Here is a 13,469-nt window from a genome sequence, read left to right as displayed (position 1 = left end):
GTACCGCTACATCAAGACCGCGGCTTTGCACGTTCAAGCGGTTCGAAATCTGTAGACCCGCTGCGTCGTCTTTCGCGCTGTTGATTTTGCTACCTGACGCTAGACGTTCCATTGAAGTCTGTTGTGCGCTGTTTGCTTGGTTTAGGTAACGCTGAGCGGTCATCGCTGATACGTTAGTATTTACATTCACTGCCATGGTGATTTCTCCAATTGATTTTCCGTTGTATCCGGCTTCCGACGTCTCGGAAAACCAAGTAGTTCTCTCAAAGTTATTCTTATTAACGGCACGATATTTTATTCCTTGAGGAAATTTTTAAAAAAAAACTGAAAAACAGAAAATCGTTCAAAAATCGTGCGGGTAAGAAAGAAGCTTAGACAGGAAAATGGGGATAAAGCAGAAAAGAAAAAGCCCCTTTTCCTTTGAGAGAACCGGGGCTGGTTGGTAGCCAGATGCCAAGTGGAGATCTGAGAAATGAACACTTAACTGGCAGACCAGTGCACATAAACTTCAATAGCATTAAGCGGTGAGAGTGAGAGAGCCTAATGTATCAATGTTATGTGCTTGCCAAATTCTTCACTGTAAAGCGCACGTCTGAGCCAATCAGTGAAGAGTTTGTATACTACTGCAATAGAGACATTGCAGAGTTTGGCAATTGTTTCGCTTGAGCAAGAATTGAAGTACCTGCTTGCTGCAATATTTGTGCTTTTGTCATTTGCGTTGTTTCCTTCGCAAAATCAGTATCACGGATACGGCTGTTAGAAGACTCAACGTTTTCCTGGATGTTCGCCAGGTTATTGATGCTGTGACCTAAACGGTTTTGTTTCGCACCAAGATCTGCACGCTGTGAATCCACATATTGTAGCGCTGAATCAATGATAGCTACAGCGTTTTGAGAGCCACCTACAGTTGCCAAGCTAATATCTTGTACCGATGTAGATTGTTCTGGTGCACCTGCTAGACCAAGGTCAGTCGCTAGTGAGCCAGAGATAGCCATTGAGCCAGGTTGTAGGTTTGGTGTTGCTGCAAAAATTTGTAGCTGACCATCTTCATCCACAGACGCTTTCACCATATCAGTTTGACCATTGATGTAAGTTGCTAGCTCTTCAATGTCATCACCTTCTTTCGCTGTAATCGCGATATTAACCGCGTTACCGTCAAGGTCGTTAAAAGCAAGCGTTAGATCATTACCTGGTACCGGCACACCCCAGTTGCTGTCTTTACCTTGAGTACCAACAAACGTAGCGCCACCCATGCGGTAATCGTCAGCACGTACGCTCGTTAGGCCCATAATTACCGCTTCACCTGAAGCAGCACCAATTTGGAATGATGCCTCACCAAAGCTACCGTTAAGCAGTTTACGGCCACCGAAAGAGGTCGTTTCTGCGATACGGTTTAGCTCATCTTGAAGTGCCATTGACTCTTCGTTAATTGCTTGGCGCTCTGCGTCAGAGTTAGTACCGTTTGAAGATTGTAGCGATAGATCACGCATACGCTGAAGGATGTTGGTTGTTTCATTCAACGCACCCTCTGCTGTTTGAGCGATCGAAATACCATCATTAGCATTTCGCATTGCAACGTCTAGACCGCGAGACTGAGCGACAAGACGGTTAGAGATCTGTAGACCTGCTGCATCATCTTTTGCACTGTTAATCTTATTACCAGAAGACAAACGCTCCATAGAGGTATTTAGCTCACCAGATGCTTTGTTCAAGTATCTTTGTGCCGTCATTGCCGACACGTTCGTATTTACCGTTAAGGCCATTTTTGCTCTCCTAATGAGTTCGCAAGCTGTTGCGAAGTGGTCAGCTTTACTCTCTGTAGAAAAGCACTGACCGTTAAACTTGCAAATGTCACCACGCCGCACGCGGCGACTTTGTAGTTAAGGTTAAATTCTTAATCTGTGGTCATACATTCAATATGCGTGCCACAAGTACTGATGATTTCATTAAATATTTCACATTTAATATTAATCAATCACTTAATTGTCAGATTACGCTGAGATTGACTCAGCTTCTCATTAACTTCACAGCCAATATGTTGGTTATCAACTCATCATTGCCGCTTACTTTGCCGCCTATTATTTTGACTCTATGAGCGGCAATTTCGAACGGCGCGGCACTTAAGGCATAGCTCATAAGGCAATGCACCATTCAACTTAACTCGTGATTTACTGACGACGAGTTATAGGTCACCCATCTAGATATAATTAAACAAAGTAAGGTCTTTGGTTTTACCAAAGGCCTGCTGGCTAGCTTGAAGCGCTCGACTATTCTCTGTGAAATCGATGATCGCTTCTGCATAATCCAAGTCTTCAAAATTGCTCTTAGATTTCGCTAGCGATAGCTGGAAATCTTCGTGTTGGTTCTCTTGAATATCTAAAGTACTCAGACGCGCACCAACATCTGTTCTCGCTTTATTAAGATGAATAAAAGCGGCATGGAACTCTTCGGTGATACGATGCAATTCGCCTGTCGATGAGGCATCTGATACCGACTCTTTCGAAACATCGATCGCATCTTTCAAGCTGTCAAAGATGCTAATAGTTTTCTTTGGCGAAATTTCGATGCTATCGCCGGCAGTAATCTGCCCACGCATCTTGATGGTCAAGTCATTGAATTCAATACCAACAGCAGGGTCAAACGTTGCGGCTTTTACTACTGCACCGTTTTGTTCAAGTTGATAGCCAAATTGACCATTACCCATGTCGACAAAAGTCGCCTTATAAACTGAGTTGTCTGAAGGATCTCCATTTTTCGCTGACTCCATGAGTAACTCAGAGCCGCTTTGAAGCTCATAAGATGGAGTGTAATCACCGAATGGATTGTCGATCTCCATGAATAATTTATTACCAGGGTCATTGATAGCCACCTCTGTACTGTTCGAGATCTTGATCTTGCGCTGATAACCATCCCCCATATAACTCACGTTGTTAGCGTTATCTCGAAAGAAGGGTTGGTTCTTTGGCTTAGTACCAGCAAAGGTGTAGTTACCCGCCTCATCCTGCGTGTTAACTAGGTTCAACAAGTTAGTCGCTAGCTCTTCAAGTTCGCGAGCCTTAGCTTGACGGTCTTCTGGAGAGAGGGAGCCATTAATCATTTCCATCACAGAGCGTTTCGCTTCATCAGCGAAACTTTCTGCATTAGAGATCATTACTTCTTGGTGTTCCAATCGGTTACGAACTAAAACAATAGAGTCCGTATATTGGCGTATCTGTTCCGACTGCTGACCAATATTTTGAATGTAATGAGTTGCGAGCGGGTCTTGACTCGGTTTAAGCAATTTCTTACCCGAGGCAAGTTGTTCTTGGTTGTGGTGAACCTTATTCTCTTGTCGGCGCAGGTCGTTTTGCACTGACTGGTAATTATGGAAGCTAGAAATTCTATTTAACATTTAGCCCCCTATCTCAACTGTAGAATTGTATTGAAGGTATCGTTGGCTGCCTGCATGATGCGGGAGCTTGCCATATAAGATTGCTGGAACTTCATCATGTTTGCCGCTTCTTCATCTAGGTTAACCCCCGAGATAGACGCTACACGTTCCTTAGCCGCTTCATTCTCTAAACGCGCCACATCGCTCAAGCGTGTTGCCGTAGACATCTGTAAACCGACATTCGTATTCAGGTCGTGATACAAATCGAGCACTGTCGATTCTTTATCATTGACGATTTTCGCTGTTTGAATACCCTGCATTTTTCTCAAGTTACCGTTATCGCCCTCAGAAGGGATGAGGTTCGCAGTAAACTTGTCATTGGCTAACGCACCATCAGTCAACTCAAAAATTGTACCACCAACATTCACAGGCGCCGTAGGTGGGTAGTTTTGGGGTGCTGCTAATAAATTGCCTTTGTTATCTAGAACGGCAAACTGATTACCCTGTGGTGAAATCACCACTTCAAATTCTTTGACTGTACCTGATTGAACAATTTTGAATTCAGCATTACCTTGAGCAAACGTCGTCGACGCTTCATAACTTTGAGCAGCAATCTTTGCCGGATCATTGGTCACCACATGCATCTGTGCCGCAGCGTCACGGGTAGGACGTAAATAGAATCGCTCACCGGCTTTTGGAGGTGCCGTCACCTCTACTCTCACGCCATCAATTCGGAATGCCCCTGTGTTGTCAGGTGCCAGCGTTTGTTCTTCACCACTTGGCTTAGTCACGATGTAATTTGATCCGTCGTACTTCACCGAGTAATCACCACCCTTGAGCTGAGTAATATCTTCAATATGAACGGCCATATCTGCAGTAGACCCGGTCGTTGTCACGACACGTGACTCCACAGCGTATTGTGAGTTCACATCAGTAAACAGGTTTTCGCCCACATTACCGTTGTGATCTAAGCCTTGCTCTTGCAGCGCGTTCACCGATGCCGAGAAAGAGATCGCCATCCGACCGAGTTCATCTTTTAAATACGGTATGTGCTCATCACGCATTTTCATTAATGCGCCGATTTGACCATCCATAGAATCGCTCTTTATCGCCTTAACGCCTTTGCCTTCAACCATAGCTAACTGACGCTGGTGAACATCTGGATTACCATTCACCATCGCAAGTTGGCTCGCCTCTGTTCCAGATACAAGCGTATGGCCGTTACCTATATGAACGTTGAAGCCCTCTGCATTGCCACGAGGTGTAACCGTAACTTTGGTGTATTGAGATAACTCAGCCACTAGCTTCTCGTGGTTGTCCATCAGATCGTTATGCGGACCAGGCGTCTTCATCATCAAACGATGCAAATCGCGGATCTCAACGGCCAACTGGTTCACTCGCTCAACGGCAAGGTCTAGCCTCTTGTTCGTTGTGTCTGATTGATTGCGAACCACTTCGTGAAATTCACGCATGTTCTGTGCAACAAGGTTAGACTTTTCAAGCACCACCTTACGAGCCCCCATATCATTCGGGGTGTCTGCAAGGGTTTTCACCCCCTCAAACCATTCGTTTACGTTCTCAGGAATCTTTTTTGAAGCAATAGAAGAGAGCATCCCAGAGAGCATATCGAGGTTTTCTTCGACATTTCTGCGATGCGCGTAGTTCGTTTCAGATAGGTTGAGTTCATTTACGGCAAACTGATCCCATGAGCGGCGAACATTTTCCACATGCACACCCATGCCATAGCTCTGACCGCCGAATTGGCGCGGCATATTCGTGCCTTGCTCAACCGACTGACGGCTATAACCTTCTGTGTTTGCATTAGAAATGTTATGACCAGTGGTGTTCAGCTGTCTCTGAGCTGTCAATACTGACTGTGTACCAACATTCAGAAGATCCGATGCCATAAAGCCCCCAAAATAAAGCGAAAATCTGCTTAGTTAGACGTGTAAAACGCCGCTGTTACTAGGGTAAAGCAATTGGTGTGCCAGATTTGAGATTTGAGATTTGAGATTTGAGATTTGAGATTTGAGATAATATTGCCGTTCAGGAATAAGCTACGTCAAGAACTTCGACCTCAAATACCCCATCATAAGTTGTCGAAATCCTCTCTTCTCAAATCTCAATTCTGTCCTAAGAACGCAGCACTCTTACATTGCATCAATACGTTTCTTAACGCTCAGTACCTTATCGGCATAGTTAGGGTCAGTTGCGTAACCAGCTTGATGGATACCTTGAATAAATTGCTCAGAGTTTTGGTGTGTTTCTAACGCTGTTTGATAACGAGGGTTCTCATTCAAGAAACGAACATAATCATCGAAGCTCTGCTCGAAGTCGCCATATGAACGGAAAGCAGCTCTTTCTTTAACCGGGGTGTTTCCATGAAACTCTAGAGTTTGAGTCGCCATCTTATCCCCTTTCCAACTTCTATCCGCTTTGATGTTGAAAAGGTTGTGGCTACTACCACGAGAGTTGCCGATAACCTTTTTACCCCACCCTGTTTCTAGAGCTGCTTGAGCAATCAATAATGATGGTTCTACACCCAATGCCTTTGCAGCACGCTCTGCATAAGGCGTCAGTGAATCGACAAAAGATTCAGGTGTATCAAAGCGTGTTGGCATGTTCGCTTTCTTCGTAGCAGCAACTTGCGAGCTTTGTTCAAGCTGCTTTTGCTCTGCAATAGCTTGATCAGCGATCTCTCGTGCTTTGCTTTGGTCAACCGGTAAACGAAGGGTGGTGTCCAACGCAGCATTACGCATGACACGTTCACTGCTGTCACCTTCTTCACCCTGAGCAGAGCTCAGTTGAGCAACGATCATATCGGCAAGACCTAAAGACCCCGAGGCACTCAATTCACTCGACATCTGCTCATCCAACATCTGGCGATAAAAGTCTTGGTTCTGACTGTTCATCAGCTCAGACTCAAAACTTGCGTTAGCATTACGCATCGACTTAAACAGCATAGAGGTGAAGATTGACTCGAACTGTTTCGCCGCCGCTCTGAGTGCCGCCTTTTCATCACCCTCATCGCCATTTACCGCTTGTTGACGAAGCTTGTCTAGGCTTGAGATATCGTGAACAAAACCGATGTCGTTTCCGTTGTTAATCATTACGCTCGTCCTTAGATGATGATCAGCTGACCTTCAATGGCACCAGCTTGCTTAAGCGCTTGCAATATTGCCATCAAATCTGAAGGGGCTGCACCCACCTGATTAACTGCGCGTACAAGATCATCGAGCGTTAGACCCGGCTCAAACTTGAACATTTTGCCTGACTCTTCAGTCACTTCGATATCTGAATCTGGAACAACAACGGTTTGACCGCCTGAGAACGCATTCGGTTGACTCACGTTTAAGCTTTCTTTAATAGCGACTGTCATTCCACCGTGTGTTACCGCTGCTGGTTTTAGCTTAACGTGCTGACCAACAACGATAGTTCCGGTACGAGAGTTAACGATAATTTTTGCTGCACCATCGGCTGGATTAAACTCTAGGTTTTCAATAGCAGAAAGAAATGCTACTCGCTGACTGATATCGCGCGGAGCACGGACACGGACTGAGGTTGCATCCATAGCTTGCGCCATTTGTGGGCCAAGGAAATCGTTGACTGCATCCGCCAAACGCTGCGCCGTCGTAAAATCTGATTCTAGCAGGTTAAAAGTAATGTGGTCACCACGACCAAATGGGCTTGGAATCTCACGCTCCACCGTTGCACCACTAGAAATCACACCCACAGTTGGGTTGTTGCCAACAATCTTAGAACCATCAAGACCTTCTGCACTAAAGCCACTTACGACAAGGTTACCCTGTGCAATCGCATATACATTACCGTCTAGACCTTTAAGGAAGGTTTGAACAAGCGTACCGCCACGCAGACTTTTCGCAGAACCAACTGAAGAAACGGTGACATCAACCAACTGTCCTTGTTTAGAGAATGGAGGCAGTTCAGCGGTTACCATTACCGCGGCAACGTTCTTAGTTTTAGGCTTAGTACCCGGCGGCAATTGTATGCCAAAGTTCTGCAGCATTGCGTTAAAGCTTTGCTCTGTAAAGGGATTTGATTCGCCAGTACCCGGCAAGCCGGTCACAAGGCCATAACCAACAAGTTGGTTACTGCGCACACCTGCTACCTGGGCTACATCTTTAATTCGCGCGGCATGAGCGGTTGACGTAATCAGTAATGCACTGATAAGTAATGAGAAAAGGGTTTTCATAGATGCAGCCTATATCTTTAAAAGCGTTAGAAATAAACAACGGGACTCTCAGTCTGTAAACCAAGAACACCCCGTTATTAATCCGAACGCTGTCAATTAATCGTCAGCGACGGTCGGTTATAAAGCTACATTAAAAAATCGTGCCAAAAATCCAGGTTCTTGCATATCTTGGTTCGCACCAGTACCAGAATACTGAATTCGTGCGTTAGAAATACGCGTTGATGCGATAGTGTTATCGAACTCGATATCATCTGGACGAATCGTGCCACTTAGGCGAATGTACTCATCCCCAGTACTCAAGGTCATCCACTTCTCACCACGGATCACTAGGTTACCATTCGCCAGTACATCAACGACTTCTACGGTAATTGCACCGGTTAGGCTGTTGCTACGCTTTGCATTGGCATCGCCAGCAAAGGTATTGGTATTGTTTAAGTCATACGAAAAGTTGTAATTATTGCCGATCGTTAGCTCTTGGCCACCCACAGAAAGTGGTTCCATCTTAGAGTCGTTGGTTTTCGACATATCTGCATTCGCGTTTTTCGATGCTTTGGTATTCTCATCGAGATTGACGGTGATGATATCACCGAGGCCGCGTGGCTTAGAGTCATCATAAAGATCTGATACATGGTCAATATTAAACAATGAACCTGTTGCTGCCGCATAGTGCTCAGGCTTTTGGGTTGGGTGAACCGGTGCCCATGCAGGATCGCCCGCAACTGGGTCAGTACGACCTCGTAGCGTATCCACGATACCGCTGCTCTCATCTGCGGCTTTATCGCCTTCAACAGCATCGACCGTTGTCGTGCCTTGAACCACATCAGAGGTTTCTTCAATTGGCTGCATCAAGGCACAACCAGACATCAAAACAGAAATCATCAAACACAGAATACGTTTCATATCATTGGACTCTTAGCTAATGGTTAAAGTTGCTGATTGGCGTAGCTCATCATCTTGTCTACCGCAGAGATCACTTTCGAGTTCATCTCGTAAACACGCTGAGCTTCGATCATGTTAACCAACTCTTCAGTCACGTTAACGTTCGATGTTTCCAACATAGATTGACGTACCGAACCTAGGCCGTCGAAGCCAGGTACACCTTCTTGTGGGTCACCACTGGCACCTGTCGGTAGATAAAGGTTTTGACCTACTGATTCAAGACCACCTGGGTTAATGAAATCAACTGTATTGATCTGACCAACCACAACATTGTTTTGCTCACCACGTAGACGCACCGATACCTCACCATCATTACCGACAGTAATACCTATCGCGTCTTCAGGAATCACGATTTCTGGCTCAAGCGGGTAACCCGAGCCTGAAGTCACAATCGCGCCTTCGTCATTCAAGGTGAATTGACCATTTCGGCTGTAGCCAATGTTGCCGTCTGGCATCAGGATCTGGAAGAAGCCATCTCCCTCGATCATCATATCTAGGCTGTTCGTCGTGGTTTGTGCATTACCATGGGTGTGCACTTTTTGTGTTGCCACAACTTTTGAACCTGTACCTAGCATTAAACCACTTGGTAATTCAGTGTTCTGCGACGACTGACCGCCTGGCTGGTTGATGTTTTGATAGAACAGGTCTTCAAATACAGCGCGACTCTTCTTAAAGCCAACCGTTGAGGCGTTGGCAAGGTTGTTCGAAATAGTCGAGATGTTCGTCTGCTGAGCATCAAGACCTGTTTTACTTACCCATAAAGCAGAATGCATTACAATATCCTTCCTAAATCAGTTAGCTACGAAGTAGAGAGTCAGACGCTTTGTCCATCTCTTCAGCCGTGCTCATCAGTTTGACTTGCATTTCAAACTGTCGCTGTAAGTCAATAAGGCTGGTCATTTCACCTACTGCATTAACGTTGCTGCCTTCTACAGCGCCGGTTAGCAGCTTCACGTTCGCATCCGCAATATATTGCGCTTGTGGATCTTTAGAACGGAATAGACCATTTGAATCTTTGAACAATGATTGATTGTCGGTTTGTGTCAGCTTGATACGGTCGATAACTTCCATCGCATCAGCTGGAGCACCTTGTGGCAATACGGAAATAGTACCGTCAGTACCAATTTCAACTTTGCTTAAAGGTATAGGCAGTGTGATTGGCGCGTCGTTGTTACCGAGAACAAGATGGCCTGCACTGTTAGTCAAAAGACCAGTTTGATCGATCTTCAAGTTACCGTTGCGAGTTAGACCTTCTTTGCCGGTCTTGTCGATAACCGAGATCCAACCTTGACCTTCAACAGTGACATCTAAGTCACGGCCCGTCGTAATCACGCTACCTTGAGCAAAGTTTTGTCCAGGACGTTCTGTCATGCTAAATACGCGAGACGGCAAACCTTCACCGTAGGCCTGCATGGAGCGAGCTTGCGCAAGGTCCGCACGGAAACCCGTTGTGCTTACGTTTGCTAAATTGTTCGCGCGCAGCTGTAAAGCTTGCATGTTTTGCTTTGCGCCACTCATGGCCAAAAACAGAGAACGATCCATAACATTGCCTCAAAAAATGTTCATCTAATGCTTATAAAGCAATTAGAATGCCAACTTTAAAATAATGTTAAAAAACAAAGACATAGACGAAAAGAGAGAGTTTTTTATGGAGGGAGGCAAACTAACCGAGCAAAGTGTTGCCACTTTACTCGGTTGATCATGCAGATGATTGCCTGATTAGCTGTCGCTAATGATTCAGAGAATTAGCGAATCTGAAGAATGTTTTGTTGCAGCTGGTTATGAACCTCTAGAGAACGTGAGTTCGCTTGGAAGTTACGCTGCGCAGAAATAAGGTCAACAAGCTCTTGAGTCATATCGATGTTCGATTGCTCAAGCGCACCATTTGAGATAGTACCAAATGAACCCTTGTTTGATTCACCCCAGATCTTGTCACCAGAGAATTGAGTCGAATCCCACTGAGTACCACCTTTCTTATCCAGGCCTTGCTCATTTGGAACACGAACCAGTGCCACACGACCTAAAGATACGTTCTCACCATTTGAGTATGTACCCAATACTGTGCCGTTTTCATCAAAGTCGACTTTGGTTAAGAAACCTGTTGTTGCACCATCTTCATCAAACTTAGTCAGTTCAAACGGAGCTGCATATTGCGTTGCCGCGTTCAAGCCGAAAGAAAGCGTCTGATTTGGATCGGCACCGTTAAGATCAATCGGGTTTGCACCTGCACCAAGTGGATCAGTAACGACAGGAAGACCATTGTTGATCTGGTTCAGTGTACCATCGTTGTTAAAACGCATAGTATGACCAACGTGACCACCCGGTGTTGTCGCATCACCACCAGTAATGTTAACCGGCTTTTCACCTTGGCTATCAGTGACTGTGTAGTACGAGTTCCAAGTGTTCTGTTGAGTCTGATCCTTCACATAGTACGTCGTCAACTTGTACGCCTGACCCATTGAGTCATAGATCGTAGAAGATGTTGAGCGGTTGTATGTTTCAGGGTCACTGTAATCAAACAGAGCTGGATCTTTCAAATCACCCGTTGCAGGAAGGTTAACACCAATCTCTAGGTTTGCCGTTTGCTTTGGCTTACCAAATTCTGCTGGAACCGCCAGAGGTTTCGGCTCGTAAGATACAACCTCGCCAGTATCCGGGTTCATCTCATAACCAAGCAGGAATTCTTCGTTAGAAGTTACCATGTAGTTATCTTTATTAAGATGGAAAGCACCGTTACGAGTTAGCTCATTTTGCTGAGGAACAAGGCGATCTTTCGATACAGCGAAGAAACCTGTACCACCGATGCGCAAGTCCATTGGGTTATTCGTGTAAACACTTGAACCTTCGTGGAACTGCTGTGCGACCTTGTTTGCTTGAACACCGCCACCTGGAGTGGTGGCTGCGTTTGTGAACAGTGAGCTTGAGTATACATCACCGAACTCTGCACGAGACTCTTTAAAGCCGTATGTGTTTGCGTTCGCAATGTTGTTACTGGTTGTATTTAAATCTAATTGAGCAGCGGATAAACCGCTTAAAGAAACATATGACATTCCAAAAATTCTCCTAATCTAGCCAGCATGGCTACTCTCTAAAAGGTTCTCTCTAAAGAGTTACGCCTTGCCCACTTCTAGTACTTCAGCTAGTCGAACTGGCGATTCAAAGCCAGCCAGATTGAGCAGTACGTTACCATCACCTTTACCAAGTAGAACGCTATTCACATTTGCGTAAGTAGAAACCTCAAACTGAGTGTTGTTTCCATCTAGCAAACCTGATGCTCTTACGTTGTACTTGCCAGCCGGCAACGGATTACCGTTTTCATCCTTACCGTCCCACGTTACCTTAGAGTCGCCTGGCGGCTTCGCACCTACATCGAGTGTACGAATTAATTGGCCTGCTTCGTTTTCAATACGGACAAACAAGTTGTCTACCGACTGTGGAAGCTTAACCATTGCCGACATGCCACCTTCAGCAGGTTTCGTGCCCGCAGCACCAGGAACCAATACATCGCGACCAACAAGCGAAGATGCTTGTAGAGCTTGGTTTGATGTCATCGATGAGTTCAGACTTTCGAACTGAGTGTTCATCTTCCCGATACCGTCAACGGTCGCAAATGATGCCATTTGCGCAATCATCTGGTCGTTGCTAACCGGCTTAAATGGGTCTTGCTGAGCCAACTGCTTAGTCAAGAGAGACAAGAAATCTTCTTGCTTAAGGTCTTGTTTACCTGTGGTTTCATCAGGCTTTTTGTTCGCATCTTGTAGACTTTTAAGCTGGTCAACATAGGACAAGCCGCTTTGACCAACGTTATTGTTGATAGCCATTACGCTTCCTCCTTACCCTATTGACCCATCTGCAGCGTACGCAGCAGCATTTGTTTACTTGCATCAGCAACTTGCACGTTAGTTTGATACGAGCGAGAAGCTGAAATCATGTTTGCCATTTCTTCCATCACGTTAACGTTAGGCTTGTAGATGTAGCCTTCATCGTTCGCTAATGGGTGATCAGGGTTGTACTCCGCATTAAGCGGCTTATCGCTTTCTACGATGCCCAACACTTTCACCGGCACAGTATGGTCGCGGCCATACTTTGCCTTACTTAACTCAGCACCAAACACTGCATGACGAGCTTTGTACGTTTCTTCTGCTGAAGAACTGATGCTGTCTGCGTTTGCCAGGTTACTCGAGGTGGTATTTAGACGAACGGACTCAGCACTCATGGCAGAACCAGTTACGTTGAATACATTGAATAAGCTCATCTAATTATTCCCCTTTAATTGCTTTCGTTAAGTTCTTGAATTTACTTCCTAAGAAGTCCAGTGATGCTTGGTGTCTGATTTGGTTTTGCATAAACAAGTTACGCTCTAAATCCACATCCACCGTGTTACCATCACCAGTGTCTGGCTGGGTAGGAATTCGATATAGTGTTTCCCCAGTCACAGTGGTAGAGGCAGAGATATGCCGATCGTTTGTACGGCTAACCCCAATGCTTGCCTCTGACGTTGCCGCCTGAAGCGCGCGTTTAAAGTCCATCCCCTTTGATTTATAGCCCGGGGTATTCGCTTGCGCAATGTTAGACGAGATAACCTCGGCGTTACGCTCACGTACGCCCACCGTGTGTTGGTGGATACCCAATGCTTTGTCAAAAGAAATAGCCATGTTTGCCTCTTTACCAATAAGAACTGACCGCTTACAAAATAAAATGCAATCGATATGCCAACTTTAAAATCGATTGCAATTTATTTGCGTGGGGTATGCAGCAAGATGTGTGCCGAGATGAGAGAGCTAGAGAGCTAGAGAGCTAGAGAGCTAGAGAGCTAGAGAGCTAGAGAGCTAGAGAGCTAGAGAGCTAGAGAGCTAGAGAGCTAGAGAGCTAGAGAGCTAGAGAGCTAGAGAGCTAGAGAGCTAGAGAGCTAGAGAGCTAGAGAGCTAGAGAGCTAGAGAGCTAGAG

Annotated in this window: 13 protein-coding genes; all 13 read right to left on the bottom strand. The window is 45.5% G+C overall.

Going from position 1 to position 13,469, the window contains the following annotated elements; genetic code table 11:
* Nucleotides 1-196 (bottom strand): flagellin N-terminal helical domain-containing protein (locus DPF91_RS21590; RefSeq protein ID WP_476756191.1); only part of this gene is annotated, 196 nt, incomplete at its 3' end.
* 424 nt (nt 197-620) lie between these two features.
* Nucleotides 621-1,763 carry a flagellin gene (locus DPF91_RS21585; protein WP_117236495.1) on the bottom strand — a complete coding sequence of 381 codons (1,143 nt, stop codon included), beginning with the start codon at nt 1,761-1,763 and terminating at the stop codon, nt 621-623.
* 434 nt (nt 1,764-2,197) lie between these two features.
* A complete protein-coding gene (flgL, locus tag DPF91_RS21580; RefSeq protein WP_117236494.1) occupies nt 2,198-3,391 on the bottom strand; it encodes a flagellar hook-associated protein FlgL in 1,194 nt (397 codons plus the stop codon).
* Nucleotides 3,392-3,399: 8 nt separating this feature from the next.
* Nucleotides 3,400-5,277 (bottom strand): flagellar hook-associated protein FlgK, encoded by a 1,878-nt coding sequence (gene flgK, locus DPF91_RS21575; protein WP_117236493.1) that lies wholly within the window; start codon nt 5,275-5,277, stop codon nt 3,400-3,402.
* Nucleotides 5,278-5,520: 243 nt separating this feature from the next.
* Complete coding sequence (flgJ, locus tag DPF91_RS21570; protein ID WP_117236492.1) at nt 5,521-6,480, bottom strand: flagellar assembly peptidoglycan hydrolase FlgJ; 960 nt, start codon at nt 6,478-6,480, stop codon at nt 5,521-5,523.
* A gap of 11 nt (nt 6,481-6,491) precedes the next feature.
* The gene (locus DPF91_RS21565) at nt 6,492-7,583 is read right to left on the bottom strand and encodes a flagellar basal body P-ring protein FlgI (RefSeq protein WP_117236491.1); all 1,092 of its coding nucleotides are present in this window, start codon (nt 7,581-7,583) and stop codon (nt 6,492-6,494) included.
* Between the two features lie 117 nt (nt 7,584-7,700).
* On the bottom strand, nt 7,701-8,483 hold the full coding sequence (gene flgH / locus DPF91_RS21560) for a flagellar basal body L-ring protein FlgH (RefSeq protein WP_117236490.1): 783 nt from the start codon (nt 8,481-8,483) through the stop codon (nt 7,701-7,703).
* Between the two features lie 23 nt (nt 8,484-8,506).
* Nucleotides 8,507-9,295 carry a flagellar basal-body rod protein FlgG gene (gene flgG, locus DPF91_RS21555; protein ID WP_117236489.1) on the bottom strand — a complete coding sequence of 263 codons (789 nt, stop codon included), beginning with the start codon at nt 9,293-9,295 and terminating at the stop codon, nt 8,507-8,509.
* Nucleotides 9,296-9,317: 22 nt separating this feature from the next.
* Nucleotides 9,318-10,064 carry a flagellar basal body rod protein FlgF gene (locus DPF91_RS21550; RefSeq protein ID WP_117236488.1) on the bottom strand — a complete coding sequence of 249 codons (747 nt, stop codon included), beginning with the start codon at nt 10,062-10,064 and terminating at the stop codon, nt 9,318-9,320.
* A gap of 203 nt (nt 10,065-10,267) precedes the next feature.
* Entirely contained in the window at nt 10,268-11,572 is a 1,305-nt protein-coding gene (flgE, locus tag DPF91_RS21545; protein ID WP_117236487.1) for a flagellar hook protein FlgE, read from the bottom strand.
* A gap of 60 nt (nt 11,573-11,632) precedes the next feature.
* Complete coding sequence (gene flgD, locus DPF91_RS21540) at nt 11,633-12,343, bottom strand: flagellar hook assembly protein FlgD (RefSeq protein WP_117236486.1); 711 nt, start codon at nt 12,341-12,343, stop codon at nt 11,633-11,635.
* Between the two features lie 17 nt (nt 12,344-12,360).
* Nucleotides 12,361-12,777, bottom strand: coding sequence for a flagellar basal body rod protein FlgC (flgC, locus tag DPF91_RS21535; protein WP_117236485.1), 417 nt, complete (start codon nt 12,775-12,777; stop codon nt 12,361-12,363).
* Nucleotides 12,778-12,781: 4 nt separating this feature from the next.
* A complete protein-coding gene (gene flgB / locus DPF91_RS21530; protein WP_117236484.1) occupies nt 12,782-13,177 on the bottom strand; it encodes a flagellar basal body rod protein FlgB in 396 nt (131 codons plus the stop codon).
* Between the last annotated feature and the right edge of the window lie 292 nt (nt 13,178-13,469).

Source organism: Vibrio maerlii (genome assembly GCF_003415655.1).
Taxonomy (GTDB): Bacteria; Pseudomonadota; Gammaproteobacteria; order Enterobacterales; family Vibrionaceae; genus Vibrio; species Vibrio maerlii.
The sequence above is the reverse complement of the archived record's forward strand: the minus strand, read 5'-3'. Positions and strand labels throughout refer to the sequence as shown.